The organism is Pseudomonas sp. R2-7-07 (genome assembly GCF_003852355.1).
GTDB lineage: Bacteria > Pseudomonadota > Gammaproteobacteria > Pseudomonadales > Pseudomonadaceae > Aquipseudomonas.
Map to the genome: position 1 here is coordinate 4,992,819 of NZ_CP027759.1, position 16,333 is coordinate 5,009,151.

Annotated in this window: 16 protein-coding genes; 8 read left to right on the forward strand and 8 right to left on the reverse strand. The window is 61.9% G+C overall.

Annotation, left to right across the window (positions count from 1 at the left end; translation table 11 throughout):
- Positions 1-169 precede the first annotated feature (169 nt).
- The gene (aroQ, locus tag C4J86_RS22840) at positions 170-616 is read left to right on the forward strand and encodes a type II 3-dehydroquinate dehydratase (protein ID WP_124364504.1); all 447 of its coding nucleotides are present in this window, start codon (positions 170-172) and stop codon (positions 614-616) included.
- Positions 613-1,470: a shikimate dehydrogenase gene (locus C4J86_RS22845; protein WP_164487804.1), complete on the forward strand. Its 858-nt coding sequence runs from the start codon at positions 613-615 to the stop codon at positions 1,468-1,470. The genes aroQ and C4J86_RS22845 overlap by 4 nt, the downstream gene beginning before the upstream one ends.
- 125 nt (positions 1,471-1,595) lie before the next feature.
- Here the strand turns inward: C4J86_RS22845 and C4J86_RS22850 are convergent, their stop codons facing one another.
- Both C4J86_RS22850 and quiC read right to left on the reverse strand, forming a co-directional pair.
- Positions 1,596-2,261 (reverse strand): TetR/AcrR family transcriptional regulator, encoded by a 666-nt coding sequence (locus C4J86_RS22850; protein WP_124371938.1) that lies wholly within the window; start codon positions 2,259-2,261, stop codon positions 1,596-1,598.
- A gap of 74 nt (positions 2,262-2,335) precedes the next feature.
- Entirely contained in the window at positions 2,336-4,234 is a 1,899-nt protein-coding gene (quiC, locus tag C4J86_RS22855; RefSeq protein ID WP_124371939.1) for a 3-dehydroshikimate dehydratase QuiC, read from the reverse strand.
- 210 nt (positions 4,235-4,444) lie between these two features.
- Between quiC and C4J86_RS22860 the strand changes: the two genes are divergently transcribed.
- Positions 4,445-5,779: an MFS transporter gene (locus C4J86_RS22860; RefSeq protein ID WP_124371940.1), complete on the forward strand. Its 1,335-nt coding sequence runs from the start codon at positions 4,445-4,447 to the stop codon at positions 5,777-5,779.
- Here the strand turns inward: C4J86_RS22860 and C4J86_RS22865 are convergent, their stop codons facing one another.
- Positions 5,780-6,658, reverse strand: coding sequence for a DMT family transporter (locus tag C4J86_RS22865; protein WP_065935812.1), 879 nt, complete (start codon positions 6,656-6,658; stop codon positions 5,780-5,782).
- A gap of 186 nt (positions 6,659-6,844) precedes the next feature.
- Between C4J86_RS22865 and C4J86_RS22870 the strand changes: the two genes are divergently transcribed.
- Genes C4J86_RS22870 through C4J86_RS22880 form a run of 3 tightly spaced genes read left to right on the forward strand, consistent with a single transcriptional unit; the run spans position 6,845 to position 9,179 of the window.
- Positions 6,845-7,258 (forward strand): lipoprotein, encoded by a 414-nt coding sequence (locus tag C4J86_RS22870; protein ID WP_124371941.1) that lies wholly within the window; start codon positions 6,845-6,847, stop codon positions 7,256-7,258.
- A gap of 55 nt (positions 7,259-7,313) precedes the next feature.
- The gene (locus tag C4J86_RS22875; protein WP_124368442.1) at positions 7,314-8,204 is read left to right on the forward strand and encodes a neutral zinc metallopeptidase; all 891 of its coding nucleotides are present in this window, start codon (positions 7,314-7,316) and stop codon (positions 8,202-8,204) included.
- Positions 8,205-9,179, forward strand: coding sequence for an alpha/beta hydrolase (locus tag C4J86_RS22880; RefSeq protein ID WP_124371942.1), 975 nt, complete (start codon positions 8,205-8,207; stop codon positions 9,177-9,179).
- Between the two features lie 117 nt (positions 9,180-9,296).
- On the opposite strand, the gene C4J86_RS22885 is transcribed toward C4J86_RS22880, so the two are convergent.
- Genes C4J86_RS22885 through C4J86_RS22895 form a run of 3 tightly spaced genes read right to left on the reverse strand, consistent with a single transcriptional unit; the run spans position 9,297 to position 11,370 of the window.
- A complete protein-coding gene (locus tag C4J86_RS22885; protein ID WP_124371943.1) occupies positions 9,297-9,896 on the reverse strand; it encodes an HAD family hydrolase in 600 nt (199 codons plus the stop codon).
- A complete protein-coding gene (gene tesB, locus C4J86_RS22890; RefSeq protein WP_124364513.1) occupies positions 9,893-10,762 on the reverse strand; it encodes an acyl-CoA thioesterase II in 870 nt (289 codons plus the stop codon). Before tesB ends, C4J86_RS22885 begins: the two co-directional genes overlap by 4 nt.
- Positions 10,763-10,800: 38 nt before the next feature.
- A complete protein-coding gene (locus C4J86_RS22895; protein ID WP_124371944.1) occupies positions 10,801-11,370 on the reverse strand; it encodes a GNAT family N-acetyltransferase in 570 nt (189 codons plus the stop codon).
- Positions 11,371-11,445: 75 nt separating this feature from the next.
- On the opposite strand from C4J86_RS22895, the gene C4J86_RS22900 reads away from it, so the two are divergent.
- Positions 11,446-12,366, forward strand: a complete 921-nt coding sequence (locus tag C4J86_RS22900) for a histone deacetylase (protein WP_124371945.1) — start codon at positions 11,446-11,448, stop codon at positions 12,364-12,366.
- Positions 12,367-12,537: 171 nt separating this feature from the next.
- On the forward strand, positions 12,538-13,764 hold the full coding sequence (locus tag C4J86_RS22905; RefSeq protein WP_124371946.1) for a TIGR03862 family flavoprotein: 1,227 nt from the start codon (positions 12,538-12,540) through the stop codon (positions 13,762-13,764).
- 121 nt (positions 13,765-13,885) lie between these two features.
- Here C4J86_RS22905 and C4J86_RS22910 read toward each other — a convergent pair whose 3' ends face one another.
- Together C4J86_RS22910 and yedA are read right to left on the reverse strand one after the other, a co-directional pair.
- Positions 13,886-15,220: a DEAD/DEAH box helicase gene (locus tag C4J86_RS22910; protein WP_124371947.1), complete on the reverse strand. Its 1,335-nt coding sequence runs from the start codon at positions 15,218-15,220 to the stop codon at positions 13,886-13,888.
- Between the two features lie 48 nt (positions 15,221-15,268).
- Positions 15,269-16,165 carry a drug/metabolite exporter YedA gene (yedA, locus tag C4J86_RS22915; protein ID WP_124371948.1) on the reverse strand — a complete coding sequence of 299 codons (897 nt, stop codon included), beginning with the start codon at positions 16,163-16,165 and terminating at the stop codon, positions 15,269-15,271.
- Positions 16,166-16,333 lie beyond the last annotated feature (168 nt).

Here is a 16,333-nt window from a genome sequence, read left to right on the forward strand (position 1 = left end):
CGCGCGCTGTTACCGGTGTGGGGCGGCTCTCGCCGCCTCCCACACGCGATCCTCCCTGCGCAATGAATTAAAAGTTCGATAATCGAACACAACCGCCGTCGTTCATTGACCAAATTAACCAACCAGTACATTTTATCCGCATAACCAAGAAGAACTGCGGAGACCTTCTATGCCACCCATCGTGCTGGTGCTCAATGGCCCCAATCTCAACCTGCTCGGTACCCGCGAGCCTGCCACCTATGGCCACGAAACCTTGGCCGACATTGCCGCCCTGTGCGGGCGCAGCGCGGAAAAACTCGGGCTGACCATCGAGTTTCGCCAGACCAACCACGAGGGCGAACTGCTCGACTGGATCCACGCCGCCCGCGCCCGTTGCGCCGGGATCGTGATTAACCCGGCGGCCTGGACTCATACCTCGGTGGCGATTCGTGATGCGCTGGTGGCCAGCGAAGTGCCGGTGATCGAGGTGCATTTGTCCAACGTGCACGCCCGTGAGGCGTTTCGTCATCACTCCTTTGTCTCGCCCATCGCCAAGGCGGTGCTGGCCGGGTTTGGCAGCCATGGCTACCACTTGGCCCTGGAACATTTCAGCCACTCGTTGAAAGGATGCGCCTGATGAAACCCCGCGTTCTCGCCGGCCTGATCGGCGCCGGCATCCAGGCTTCCCGCACGCCCGCCCTGCATGAACAGGAAGGTGACGCCCAGGGCCTGCGCTACCTGTATCGCCTGATCGACCTGGAAGCGCTGCGCCTGAACAGCCACGCCCTTCCCGAACTGCTGCGTGCCGCCGAGCAGATGCACTTCACCGGTTTGAACATTACCTACCCGTGCAAGCAAGCGATCCTGCCGTTGCTCGATGAATTGTCCGACGAGGCAAAGGGCATTGGCGCGGTCAACACCGTGGTATTCAAGGACGGCAAGCGCATCGGCCATAACACCGATTGCCTGGGGTTCGCCGAGGGTTTCCGACGCAACTTGAATGATGTGCCACGCCAGCGCGTGGTGCAGATGGGCGCCGGCGGTGCAGGCGCGGCGGTGGCGCACGCGCTGCTGGCCGAGGGCGTTGAACAGCTGAGCATTTTTGACTTGGACAGCCTCCGCGCCCGCGAGCTTGTGGATAACCTCGCCCGGCGTTTTGGCACCGGTCGCGCCCAGGTCGGCAGCGACTTGACCAACGCCATGGCGCAGGCGGACGGCCTGGTCAACACCACACCAATGGGCATGGCCAAGCTGCCCGGCACACCGGTGCCCGCCGCGTTATTACATGCAGGGTTATGGGTGGCGGAAATCGTGTATTTCCCATTGGAAACCGAGTTGCTGCGCGACGCACGCGCCTTGGGTTGCCGCACGTTGGATGGCGGCAATATGGCGGTGTTTCAGGCGGTGAAGGCGTTTGAGTTGTTCAGTGGTGAGGCGGCGGATGCTGGCAGGATGTTGGCGCACTTTCAGAGCATGAACAGCCAGCAGTAGAAACCGGGCCGAAAATGTGGGAGGGGGCTTGCTCCCGATAGCGGTCTGTCAGCGCAACATGGGGTGGCTGACACACCGCTATCGGGAGCAAGCCCCCTCCCACATTGACCGCGTACAGCCAGTTCTCAAGCTTGCAGATAACGCAACACCGACTCGCAGATCATCTCCCGATGCCGCTGCTTGATCGCCTCATCCGACAGTTCAATCTGAAAGATCTCACTGAAGGTATGCCGGTTGGAGACACGGTAAAAACTGAATGAGTTGATCAACAGATGCACATCCAGCGGCTCCAACCCTTCGCGAAACAGCCCCATTTCAGCGCCGCGACGCAGGGTCTCACCGAGCCCCTCGAGAATTTTGCTGTTCATGTCCTTGATCGTACTGGTGCGCTTTACGTACTCGGCGTTGTGGATATTTTCGATGCTGACAATGCGCACGAAATCCACGTTCTGGTCATGGTGGTCGAAGGTGAACTCCACCAGCCGGCGGATCGCTTCGCGCGGTTCCAGGGCCGTGAGGTTCATGCGCGTTTCGGTGTTGCGAATATCGCCGTAGAGCTTCTCCAGCACCTCGACGTAGAGCTGCTCCTTGCTGCCGAAGTAGTAATAGATCATGCGCTTGGAGGTGTGGATGCGTTCGGCGATGGCGTCCACGCGGGCGCCGGACAGGCCCTGCTGAACGAACTCGACAATGGCTTCCTGGAGAATATTCTCGCGGGTCTTTTCCGGATTGTTCTTGCGACTCTTGCGCGGTGCGTCTGACACGGCAGGGAGGTCGGGAGTCAGGGTCATGGTGCGCTCACGGCGTTTTTATGCAGGCCCGATTATGGGCCGAGGCGCTCCCCGAAGGAAGCACCTCCCCACCGTTATAAACGCGCCTGACGCACCGCACCGCTGCGCGACTTGGCCATTGCCGCCAAACGCACCGCCACATTGGCCGCGCCATAACCGGCATAGCCGTTCTTGCGCTGGATGATCTCGAAGAAAAACCGGCCCTCGAAGGCTTCGGTGTAGACATGAAACAGCTCACCGCCCTGGGCGTCACGGTCGTACAGCACGTTGTAGTACGCCAGTTCGCTGAGGAACTCATCGTCGAAATCAAAGCGTGCAGCCAAGTCATCGTAGTAGTTGAGCGGGATATCCAACAGCGGCACCCCAGCCTCCTTGGCCCGGCGCACCTCGGCGAAAATATCCGCGCAATCGAAGGCAATGTGGTGCACGCCCGAGCCGCGATAGCTCGAAAGCGCGTGGGAAATCGCCGTATTGCGGTTCTCGGAAATATTCAGCGGCAGGCGAATCGAACTGCAGCGGCTGCGCAGTGCGCGGCTTTTGACCAGCCCGTAAGGGTCGGGCAGCACCACTTCGTCATCGGCTTCAAAATCCAGCAAGCTTTTGTAGAACAGCACCCAGCTGTCGAGGCTGTCGGCCGGCAGGGCCATGGCCATATGGTCGATGCGCAGCAAGCCGCCGCTGGCGGTGACGGGTTGCAGGTTGAAATCGGTGTCGTATAGCCCGCCTTCGCTTTGATCCACCAGGTAAATCAAGCTGCCATCCGGCGCCCGTACGGCCGCCAACTCCAGTTCGTTGGGCCCGACCAGGCCGCGATAGGGCTGGCCCTTGTAGGCCACTGCCCGTTCCAACGCCTTGGCGCTGTCCTTGACCCGCATCGCCGTGGCGCACAGCGACGGGCCATGGGCCTCGAAAAAGTTGTGGGCAAAGGAATAAGGTTCGCAATTGAGGATCAGGTTGATATCGCCCTGGCGCAACAGGCTCACGTTCTTGGAACGATGCTGGCCGGCCTTGGCGAAGCCCAGGCGTTCCAACCAATGGGTCAGCTTGGCGCCGAGGCTTTCATCCACCGCAAATTCGAGGAATTCGATGCCGTCGTACTCGCTGGCCGCCGGGGTCTCGAACAGGATATCCACGGGCGCGGCGGGTTGTTCCGCCGCCAGGCGCTGGCGGGTTTTCTCTTCCAGATACAGCAACGAGCGCAAACCATCCGCCGCGTTGGCCCGGGTCGGTGCGGCGCGAAAGCCGTCGTTGAAAATCTCCAGGGACAACGGCCCGGTGTAGCCACTCTTGATGATCGGCGCGAGAAACCCAGCCAGGTCGAACTCACCCTGGCCGGGGAAGCAGCGAAAATGCCGGCTCCACTCCAGCACATCCATGGCCAGGATCGGCGCGTCGGCCATTTGCACGAAGAAGATTTTGTCGCCGGGGATTTCGGCGATGGCGCTCGGGTCGCCCTTGAGCGACAAGGTGTGGAAGCTGTCGAGCAGCACACCCAGGCTGGGATGATCCACCTGGCGCACCAGGTTCCATACCTGCTGCCAGGTGTTCACATGCTTGCCCCAGGCCAGCGCTTCATAGCCAATTCGCAAGCCACGACGGCCCGCGTGTTCGGCCAGCAGGCTGAGGTCGTCCAGCAGGATGCGCTCATCGCCCACGCAATCGGCCGAGGCATTACTGCATACCAGCACCAAGTCGGTGCCCAGCTCCTGCATCAGATCGAATTTGCGCTCGGCGCGCTCAAGGTTGCGCGCCAGACGATCACGGCGGCAGCCCTCGAAGTCTCGAAATGGCTGGAACAGGGTGATGGCAATGCCCAAGTCGGCGCACATCTGCCTGACTTCACGGGGGCTGCCGTCGTAGTACAGCAGGTCGTTTTCAAAAATCTCAACGCCATCAAACCCGGCGGCGGCAATGGCTTCGAGCTTTTCCGGCAGGGTGCCGCTCAACGACACGGTAGCGATGGAACGTTGCATGGGTCACTCCCGGCAATTGTTGTTTATGGCAAATTATTCGCCCACAGCCTACACGCGGCAATTAAAATGTACGAACCGGTTAGTTTTTGGTGCGATTATCGAACACTATGCCCCTTTGGCGAATTGACGACTTTTTAACCACTGCGCACCATCGAACCTGCATCAAGACCCAGAACACACCATAAAAATTTCAAAAACGGGTACGACCTCATGCCTCTGCAAAACTCCGCCCTGGCCGCGCGCCCCGGCACCCCGCACGCCGGCATCGGCGACAAGATCCGCGGCGCCCTGGCCGTGGGTAAAACCCGCTGGGGCATGCTGGCCCTGGTGTTCTTCGCCACCACCCTCAACTACATTGATCGCGCCGCCCTGGGCGTGATGCAACCGATTCTGGCCAAGGAGATGAGCTGGACGGCGATGGACTACGCCAACATCAACTTCTGGTTCCAGGTCGGCTACGCCATCGGCTTTGTGCTGCAGGGCCGCTTGATCGACCGGGTAGGCGTCAAGCGCGTGTTTTTCTGCGCGGTGCTGCTGTGGAGCCTGGCCACCGGCGCCCACGGCCTGGCTACCTCGGCAGTCGGCTTCATGGTCTGCCGGTTTATCCTCGGGCTGACCGAGGCCGCCAACTACCCGGCGTGCGTGAAAACCACGCGCCTGTGGTTCCCGGCCGGCGAGCGCGCGGTGGCGACCGGTATCTTCAACGCCGGCACCAACGTCGGCGCGATGATGACGCCCATGCTGCTGCCGTTGATCCTGCACGTGTGGGGCTGGCAGGCGGCGTTCCTGTGCATGTCGGCGCTAGGTGGTATCTGGCTGGTGTTGTGGGGCTTGAAGTACTACAACCCGGAAGAGCATCCCACCGTTAAACAATCCGAATTGGACTACGTGCAACAGGAAGTCGAGCCGGAACAACCCCGCGTACCGTTCAGCCGCATCCTGCGCATGCGCGGCACCTGGGCCTTCGCCCTGGCGTACTCGCTGACCGCCCCGGTGTTCTGGTTCTACCTGTACTGGCTGCCGCCATTCCTGAACCAGCAATACAACCTGGGCATCAACGTGACGCAGATGGGCATCCCGCTGATCATCATCTACCTCACCGCCGACTTCGGCAGCGTGGGCGGCGGCATTCTGTCCTCGTTCCTGATCGGTCGCGGGATGAACTCGATCAAGGCGCGGCTGCTGTCGATGCTCTTGTTCGCCTGCTGCATCGTCGGCGTGATCATGGCGGCCGGCTCCAGCCAATTGTGGGTCGCGGTGTTCGCCATCTCCCTGGCCATCGGCGCGCACCAGGCCTGGACCGCCAACATCTGGAGCCTGGTGATGGACTACACGCCCAAGCACATGATGAGCACGGTGTTCGGCTTCGGCGGCATGTGCGCGGCCATCGGCGGCATGTTCATGACCCAGATCGTCGGCCATATCCTGACCGTGACCAACAACAACTACACGCTGTTGTTCACCCTGATTCCGGCGATGTATTTCATCGCACTGGTGTGGATGTACTTCATGGCGCCGCGCAAGATTCCTACGGTAGAGGTGTAATCAACGCCGCCGCTGCTGCCAGGCAGCGGCCAAGCCGCTCATGCAGATCACCCCGATACCGACCACCGTGGTCATGTCGGGGGTATGACTGAACACCAGCCAACCCAACAACCCCGCAAACACGATCTGGCAATAGCCGAACGGCGCCAGCAAGGCCGGCGCCGCGAAGCGGAACGCCTGGGTGAGCATCAAGTGCGCAGTCATCCCGCAGGTGCCCAGCGCCAGCATCATCACCCCATGCCACAGGGTCGGTACCTGCCAGAAGAACGGCACCATCGCACTCATCACCAGGGTGTTGCACAGGCCGGCGAAGAAGTTGCTGGTGGTGGGGCTGTCGTATTGGCTGAGGATGCGCGTGAGCAGTTGGTAGAAGCAGAAGAACAGCGCCGAGCACAGTGGCAACAGCACCGCCGGGGTGAACAGCTCACCGCCCGGATGGATAATGATCACCACGCCGACAAACCCGCAGATCACCGCCAGCCATTGGCCACGCGTGACGTGCTCGCCGAGCAGGGGCACCGAGAGCGCCGTCACCAGGATCGGCGCAAGGAAGTTCACCGCCGTGGCTTCCGCCAACGGGATGTAATGCAGCGCCGTGGTGAAAAACAGGCTGGTGCCCAACAAGCACAACGCCCGCACCACCTGCATCCCCGGCCGTTTGCTGCGCAGCACGCGCAGGCCCGATTGCGGCAGGAAGATCCCGGCCATCAGCAGCGTGTGCACCATGTACCGCGCCCACACCACCATCACGATCGGGTAGAACCCGGCCAGGTATTTGGACAGGGCGTCGTGGCTGGAGAACAGGAACGTCGCCAGCACAATCAGCAGGATGCCTTTGAAGGGATGGTTGACGCCGGAAAGCGGGGTACTGACAGTCATTGAATTCTCTTGTGTGGCGAGCTGAACACGGTGGCACTCAACCGAAGTAATCTAGCAGCCGGGCATGCGTCTGCCCCAAGAGCATAACCAAACACCGGGCGAACAGCGCACTAAATCAGTGGATTTGAGTCCAACCCAGCACGCGCGCCCCGGCGTTGCACACTTTTTAATCAAGGCCCTGCCGCTATGAAAAAAATCCTGTTTGCCCTGTCTGCCCTCGCCCTGCTCTCTGCCTGCGATAAAACGCCGAAAGAAGCCCCCAAGCCCGCCCCCGCGTCCGTGCAGGCGACCCTGGTACCCGAAACGCCACCCACCGATAAATGGGTGGGCAAGTGGATCGGCGTCGAAGGCTTGAACCTGAGCATCGCCAAGGACGACAGCATCGGCCGCGGTCATTACATCCTGACCATGCAATATGGCCTGGATGCCGATGCATCCGGCACGTTCAAGGGCCAGGCAACCGATGATGGCATCGCCTTCACCCGCCCGGACGGCCCGCAGGTGCTGCGCGCCGGGGATGGCGCAGCCACTGGCTTGAAATGGCTGGCCGATAAAAAAGACTGCCTGATTGTCGCCAGCGGCGAAGGCTATTGCCGCTAACTACGACCATACTCCATCCATATTTTTGCCGGACCGTTAACGAGAGGATTGCCCCATGCTATGGAAAAAAGGCCGACGCAGCGACAACGTGGTGGATGCCCGCGATGACAGCGGCGGTGGCGGCGGTGGCGGGATGCGCTTCGGTGGCGGCAAGGGCCTGAGCCTGACCGCTATCGTGCTGATCGTCGGCATCGGCTGGCTCACCGGCCAGGACCCGATGCAGATCCTCGGCCAATTGACCGGCCAGATGGAGCAGGCGCCGTCGGTCAGCACGCAATCGCGTCAGGCTCCGCCGGCCAACGACGAGCAGGCCGACTTCGTGCGCGCGGTGCTAGGCGATACCGAAGACACCTGGGGCCAGGTGTTCCAGGAGAACGGCCTGGCTTATAAGAACCCGAAACTGATCCTGTTCCGTGGCCGGGTGAACTCCGCCTGCGGTGGCGCCACCTCGGCCAGCGGCCCGTTCTATTGCCCTGCTGACCAGCAGGTGTACCTGGACCTGGATTTCTTCCGTGAAATGTCGCAACGCTTCCAGGCCGCCGGCGATTTCGCCCAGGCGTATGTGATCGCCCACGAAGTCGGGCACCACGTACAAACCCTGCTAGGCATCTCGTCCAAGATCCAGGCCGCACGCCAACAGGGCCGGCCGATGCAAGGCGACGGTGGCCTGCTGGTGCGCCAGGAGTTGCAAGCCGACTGCTTTGCCGGCGTCTGGGCCAACCGCGCGCAAAAACGCCTGAACTGGCTGGAACCTGGCGATATCGAAGAAGCACTGAATGCCGCCAACGCCATTGGCGACGACCGCCTGCAGCAACAGGGCCAAGGGCGCGTGGTGCCGGACTCGTTTACCCACGGCACGTCGGCTCAGCGCGTGCGCTGGTTCAAGACCGGCTTCGCTCAGGGCCAAATCTCCCAATGCGACACCTTTACGGCCAAGAGTCTTTAAATGCATAAACGCGTGGGCTGGCTGCTGGCGTGGTTGATGTCCTGTTCAGCGTTGGCTGCCGAACACGGCGTCAACCTGGTCAGCCCTGAGCGTTTTCATGTGGATGCGGGCGAGCTCAGCCTGGGCTTGAGCCAGGATTGGCGCCAGCCGCTGCCGGAGGTCACCCGCGCGCTGATTATCGTGCACGGCCGCCTGCGCAATGCGCAGACCTATCTGAAAAGCGGGATCGATGCCGCGGCCCATGCCGGGGCTGGCGGTACCGTGCTGGTGATTGCGCCGCAGTTTCTCAACCAGTCGGACGTTGAACGTCACCACCTGGATGACCAGGTGCTGCGCTGGAAGGGCAATGACTGGATGGCCGGCGCGCCGTCCATCGGTCCGGGCCCGGTCAGCTCTTTTGGCGCCCTCGACCAGATCATCCAACACCTGGGCAACCGCGCACTGTTCCCGCATCTGAAAGAAATCGTCGTCGCCGGGCATTCCGGTGGCGGCCAGGTGGTACAGCGCTTCGCGGTCACCGGCCACGCTCACCCAATGCTGCAGACCGAAGGCATCCGCCTGCGGTATGTGGTGGCCAACCCATCGTCCTACGCCTACTTCAGCCCACAACGCCCGGTGAAGTTCGAAACGGCCGGTTGCCCTGATTTCAACGACTGGAAGTACGGCATGCAAGGTGTACCGGACTACGCCAAGGGCCAGGGCGCCGAGCAACTGGAGCAGGCTTATGTTTCACGCGATGTCACGTACCTGCTGGGCCAACAAGACACCGACCCCAACCACCCGGCGCTGGACAAAAGCTGCGAAGCCGAAACCCAGGGTGCGTATCGGCTGATTCGCGGGCACAACTATTTTGACGCCCTCAAGCAGCGGCATCCGCAGTTGGGTCACAGGCTGGTAGAAGTACCGGGAGTGGGGCATGACGGGGATAAAATGTTTACCTCGCCCGAGGGCCAGAGAGCCCTGTTCGCGCAATAACTGACGAAGCCGGATAAAAATGTGGGAGGGGGCTTGCCCCCGATAGCGGTGTAACTGTCAGCAATCCTTTAAGTGACAGACCGCCATCGGGGGCAAGCCCCCTCCCACATTTGATCTCTATTGGCTGGACTGGATCATCTGGCGCAATACCGCACAATCCTCGGCATGCCAATCCGCCAACTCCGGCCACGGGTTCTGCGGCAAATTAACCAGCACCGTCCGCGTCCCGGCCGCCCGGCCGCAATCCAGGTCGAAGCGGTAATCGCCAACCATCACCATCTCGCTCGGTGTGACATCCCAGGCCGCCGCCAGCTTCAACAAGCCGCCCGGATCCGGCTTGGGCGGTGCGTCCTCCCGCCCCAGCACGTCCTCGGCGGCAAAACAGTCCGCCAGGCCAATCGCTTGCAGGGTGACATGCGCCAGTTCCTGCGCATTGCGCGTCAAAATGCCCAGGCGATAACCGCGTGCGGCCAGCTCGCGCACCAGTTCCACCGCGCCCTCGGCGGCGACCGAACCCAGCGCCAGTTCGCGCTCGTGTTCCAGCAACCAGGCATGCTTGGCCGCCGCGATATCCGCCGGCAATGCGGCAAGGTGCGTGAGAATATCGTCTTCAGCAGGAATCTCCAGCGCAACCCGGATGGCCGCAAAATCATGCACGGCCACCGTGAGGGTGCCGTCCATATCAAACACCCAATGCCGGACGTCGGCCAGGCTCATGCCCAGTCCTTGCGATGGCGAATCAAGCCTTCCTGGGTCACCGACGCCACCAGTTGCCCGGCGCGGTTGTACACGCTGCCCCGGGAAAAGCCCCTGGAATTGCCAGCCCATGGGCTGTCCATGGCATACAGCAACCAATCATCGGCGCGCAGATCAGCGTGGAACCACAGCGCGTGGTCGAGGCTGGCGACCTGCATATCTTTGTGCCACACGGTCTTGCCATGGGGCAGCAGCGAGGTGGTCAACAGGCCGAAGTCCGAGGCGTAGGCCAATAGGTATTTATGCAACGCCGGCGCATCGGCCAGGGCGCCGTCGGCACGAAACCACACGTACTTGACCGGGTCGGACGGCTGCGGGTTGAACGGGTCTTTTTCGGTAACAGGCCGCACTTCGATGGGCTTGGGGCACAGCAGCTTGTCGCGCATGTGCTCCGGGATCAGGTGCGCACGCTGCTGAGTCAGTTCCAGCTCCGACGGCAGGTTCTCCGGGCCGACCACCACGGGCATGGTGGTCTGGTGTTCGAAACCTGCTTCGTCGTACTGGAACGAAGTGGTGCAGGTGAAAATCGGGTGGCCCTTCTGGATCGCCGTGACGCGGCGCGTGCTGAAACTGCCGCCGTCGCGCACGCGGTCCACCGAATACACCACCGGCAATGCCGCGTCCCCTGGACGCAGGAAATAACCGTGCAGCGAATGTACGTGGCGCGCCTCTTCGACGGTCTGGCTGGCCGCCGACAGTGACTGGCCAAGCACCTGGCCACCGAACAATTGGCGAAAACCCAGGTCCTGGCTGCGGCCGCGAAAGAGGTTTTCCTCGATCGGCTCCAGGGTCAGCAAGTCCACCAGATCTTCCAATACTTGGCTCATAGAGCAACTCCTAAACTCGATAGGGCATTCCGGGCTGCTTATCCGTGCAGCGTGTCCAACCATTGGGCGCGGGTGATGCGGTATAAAACATGCGGACGCAGCGGGTCATCGGCTGCGACTTTGGGGTGTTCGAAATCTGCCTGCGGATCGTAATGCATACCGATGGCCTGCATGACTTTTTGTGATGGCAGATTGGCTTCGGTGGTGAAGGCGACGACCTCATCCAGGCTCAAGCGATCGAAACCACAACGCAATGCGGTCCAGGCCGCCTCGCTGGCGTAACCCAGGCCCCAGTGCTCGCGGGCCAGACGCCAGCCGATTTCCACCGCCGGGGTAAAATTCGCTTCAAAACTGACGTTCTGCAGCCCGGTGAGGCCGATGAATTCACCGGTGTCCTTACGCTGCAAAGCCCAAAAGCCAAAACCATATTCGGCGAAGTGGCCGCGGATCCGGCCAATCAGTGCAGCGCTTTCCAGGTGGCTCAATTTAGCCGGGAAATAACGCATCACCTGCGGGTCGGCGCACATCTGCGCAAAGGCCTGCAGGTCGCTGTCACGCCATTGGCGCATGATCAGGCGTGCGCTTTCCAATTCCAGTATCGGCTCCATGGGTCCCCTCCCTTGCCATGTGCGTGAGTGTACAGCGCTGGTAAGATCCGACGCAGATTCCAGTCAGAAAATCCCATGCCCTTGCCATTGATCTACCACGATGACTACAGCCCCGAGTTCCCGGCGGACCACCGCTTCCCCATGGACAAGTTTCGCCTGTTGCGCGATCACCTGGTGGACAGCGGCCTGACCGAGGACAGCCGTTTGCTGCGACCGCAGCTGTGCCCGGCAGAAATTCTGGGCCTGGCCCATGAACCTGGGTATATCGAACGCTATATGAGCGGCGAGTTGTCTCGCGAGGACCAACGGCGCCTCGGCCTGCCGTGGAGCGAAGCCCTGGCGCGACGCACCGTGCGTGCGGTGGGCGGCTCGATCCTCGCGGCTGAACAGGCGCTGGAACACGGCCTGGCCTGTCACCTCGCCGGGGGCACCCATCACGCCCACTACGATTACCCGGCGGGCTTTTGCATCTTCAATGACCTGGCCGTGATCAGCCATTACCTGCTGGCCAGCGGCCGGGTCAACCGTGTGCTGATCTTCGACTGCGACGTACACCAGGGCGACGGCACCGCGCGCATCCTGCATGACACGCCGGACGCCATCACTGTATCGCTGCACTGCGAAAAAAACTTTCCGGCGCGCAAGGCGCAGAGCGACTGGGACATTCCGTTGCCGATGGGCATGGGCGATGCCGACTACCTCAAGGTGGTCGATGACGCGCTCAACTACCTGCTGCCGCTCTATCAGCCGGACCTGGTGCTGTACGACGCCGGCGTGGACGTGCATAAGGACGACGCACTCGGTTACCTCAAGCTGACCGATGCCGGCGTCGCCGCCCGTGATGAAAGCGTGATGCGTCACTGCCTAGGCCGCGACATTCCGCTGATGGGCGTGATCGGTGGCGGCTACAGCAAGGACCGCCCTGCCCTGGCCCGCCGCCACGGCATCCTGCACCACAGCGCGCAGCGCGTGTGGACGTCATCAGGTTGTCATTGAACTGTGGACGTTACCCACAATGCCTGTGGAACCAGCTGTGGATAACTTGAGCGTAACGGTCTGAAAGCGGTTAGCCGTATGGCTTGTAGGAAAGTGTACGTTTTTTGATCAGGCAGCTACGCCTTCGTCGGGTAGAATGCTCGGCCTATTCACCGCACCGTAGCCCTGCCCATGCCTCAGACTTCTCCTCACCCTGTCTCCATCATCGGCGGCGGCCCTGCCGGGCTGATGGCTGCAGAAGTCCTGAGCCGGGCGGGCGTGCGCGTGGAACTGTACGACGGCATGCCTTCAGTGGGGCGCAAGTTCCTGCTGGCCGGCGTGGGCGGCATGAATATCACCCATTCCGAAGCCTACCCGGCGTTCCTCTCGCGCTATGCCGAACGCGCGCCGCACATGGCGCCGTTGCTGCGCAGCTTCGGTGCCGAAGCATTGTGCGAGTGGATTCACAGCCTGGGCATCGAAACCTTTATCGGCACCTCCGGCCGCGTATTTCCTACGGACATGAAAGCCGCGCCGCTGCTGCGTGCCTGGCTCAAGCGCCTGCGTGAACAAGGTGTGGTTATCCACACCCGGCATCGTTGGCTGGGGTGGAATGCCGAAGGTGACTTACTTATCCACAGCCCGGAGGGCGAGAAAACCGTGCGCAGCGCTGCGGTGCTCCTGGCCTTGGGCGGCGGCAGCTGGTCGCGCCTGGGCTCCGATGGCGCCTGGCTCAATTTATTCGAAGAGCGTGGCGTGCCTTATGTGCGCCTGCAGCCGAGCAACTGCGGTTTCGAGGTGTCGGCGTGGAGCGACTTGATGGTCAGCAAATTCGCCGGGGCGCCGTTGAAAAACGTCGCCATTGGGCTGGGGGATGCTAAACCTCGCCTGGGCGAATGCGTAGTGACCGCCACCGGTATCGAAGGCAGCCTGATCTATGCGCTGTCGGCGCCGATTCGGGAAACGATCAACCGCGACGGCGCCGCCACCGTGCATATCGATCTGCTGCCGAGCAAGCCGTTGCACAAGGTGCAGGCGGCACTGGCAAAGCCGCGCGGGTCGCGGTCGATGAGCAAGCATTTGCACAGTCAACTGGGCCTGGATGGGGTCAAGGCGGCGCTGTTGCGTGAGCTGGCTCCTGCTGAGCACTTCAATGACCCGACGCAGTTGGCGGTGGATATCAAGGCGTTGCCGCTGACATTGGTCAAGACTCGGCCACTGGATGAAGCCATCAGCACGGCCGGCGGTGTGCCGTTCGAAGCGTTGGATGAGCGGCTGATGCTCAAGCAAATGCCGGGCGTGTTTTGTGCCGGAGAGATGCTGGACTGGGAGGCGCCGACCGGGGGGTATTTGCTGACGGGGTGTTTTGCCAGTGGCCGGGCGGCTGGGCTTGGGCTGTTGGAATGGCTTAATAGCTGAGCTGTGTGGTGGAATCAAAGCCGCCATCGGGGGCAAGCCCCCTCCCACATTTTGATTTGTGAATACAGTCAAGTGTGGGAGGGGGCTTGCCCCCGATGAGGCCATCAGCCACACCGCAAAATCACTTCTTCTTACGCGGCCCGGTGTTGAAAACCGGCACTTTGCGCACCGGCTTGATCGAAGGCTCCGCCGGCGCCACGTCGCCGCTGTCCACCCACTTGCCCAAATTGCGCTTACCACCGCCACCCGACGTCTTGGGCTTCTTCGGCTTTTTCGGCTTCTTTACCACCTGCCCGCTGGCGTCGGTATCCGGCACGCGGTGTTCCGGCTCGAAGTCCGGTTCCATGTTGCGGGTCAGGGTCTGGCGGGTCAGCATCTCGATCGCCGAGAGCATGTTCACTTCATCGGCACATACCAGCGAAATCGCCTCGCCGGTGTTGCCCGCGCGACCGGTGCGGCCGATGCGGTGGATGTAGTCTTCCGCGACGATTGGCAGGTCGAAATTGACCACCAGCGGCAAGTCTTCGATGTCCAGGCCACGGGCCGCCACGTCGGTGGCGACCAGGATCTGCACGTCGCTGGCCTTGAAGCGGTCCAGCGCACGCTGGCGGGTGGCTTGGGGTTTGTCGCCATGGATGCCGTCGGCGTTGATGCCCAGCCCCTGCAACTTATCCACCAGCGCATCCACGCCGTTGCGGGTTTTGGCAAACACCAGCACCTGCTTCCAGCGGCCCTTGCGCATCAGGTGCACGAACAACTCCGCCTTGCGCTTTTTATCCACCGGCACCACCCACTGTTTCACGGTGTTGGCGGCGACGTTGCGCGGGCTGACTTCGATGCTCAGCGGGTCATTGAGCATCTGCCCGGCCAGCAGGCGGATGTCATCGGAGAAGGTCGCGGAGAACAGCAGGGTCTGGCGCTTTTTCGGCAGCATGCGATAAATGTTGGCAAGCTCTTCGGAGAAGCCCAGGTCGAGCATGCGGTCGGCTTCGTCCAGCACCAGGGTTTGCAGCTGATTGAGTTTCAGCGCGTTCTGGCGGAACAGGTCGATCAGGCGACCGGGCGTGGCAACCAGGATGTCCACGCCCTTGCGCAGCTTCATCATCTGCGGGTTGATGCTCACGCCGCCATATACCGCGTAAGTGGTCAATGGCAGGTGTTGGGCGTACTCGGCAACGCTGGCGTGAACCTGCTCGGCCAGTTCGCGGGTGGGACACAGGATCAGCGCACGCGCCGAATTGGCGGCGACTTTCGGCCCTTCCATTGTCAGCAGCTGCAGCAGCGGCAAGGCAAAGCCGGCGGTCTTGCCGGTGCCGGTCTGGGCCGCAGCCATCAGGTCACGACCGGCCAGCACCGCCGGAATGGCTTGCGCCTGCACCGGCGTCGGGGTCTGGTAGCCAAGCGTCTCAAGGGCGCGCAGCAAGGGTTCGATCAGGCCAAGGGAGGCGAAAGTCATGTGTTTACCGTAGGAAAAATTCAGCGCAAGGGCGTAATGCGCGGCAGTTTACCTTATTTCCGCCTTTGGCTTGCGCCACTGCGGCAGGCTGATCAGCAATACGGCGCTGATGATCACCAACATCGCCAAGGCTTCTTCCAGGCCGATGGACTCGCCGACGAAAACAATCCCCAGCAACACCGCCACGGCGGGGTTCACATAGGCATAGCTGGTGGCCGCCGCCGGGCGCACATGCTTGAGCAGGTACATGTAGGCGTTGAAGGCGATGATCGAGCCGAACACCGTCAGATAGGCCAGGGCCAGCCAGCCCTCCAATGGCGGCATCGCCTGCAACTGCTCACCTGACGCCGCGCTGACAATCAGCAACGCCACGCCAGCCACCAGCATCTCCGCAGCGCTCGCCATCGCGCCCTGGGGCAGCGGCAAGTGGCGGCTCCACACCGAACCGAACGCCCAGGAAGCCGCCGCCATCAACAGCAACACCGCGCCCATCGGGCTCGATTGCAGAGTGCTGCCCATATTGAGCATGGCGATGCCGATAATCCCCAGAATCACCCCGGCCCATTCCAGCCGCGTATTACGCGCGCCCCAGAAAAAACCGAACAACAAGGTAAACAACGGCACCGTCGCCACCGCCAACGCGGCCACGCCGGACGACACGCCCATATGTTCGGCCACGCTGACGCCGCCATTGCCCACGGTGAGCAGCAAAATGCCGATCATCCCGGCAGCCTTCCACTGCGCCCACGTCGGCGCGGGCGCGCCACGCCACCTGAGGTAGCCATACATCAACGCGCCCGCCGTGCAAAACCGAATCCCCGCCAGCAACAACGGCGGCCAGTACTCAACGCCGATGCGAATCACCAGGTAAGTGGAACCCCAGATCACATACAACGCAAAAAAGGCGGCGATCAACGGTAAGGGAAAGCGACGTGGGCCAGGCATTGGGCGGCTCTATGGCAGGAGATGGGAGGCTTATTCTAGAAAGGCAGAGGGATAAACATAAGTTACAAAACCCGTTTAAACCGCCCGTACACTTGGTCGTTGAGCTGATCGCAACGCGGAGCGTCGCAAGATGCATTCCCACGCAGAGCGTGGGAACGAGCTGAAAAC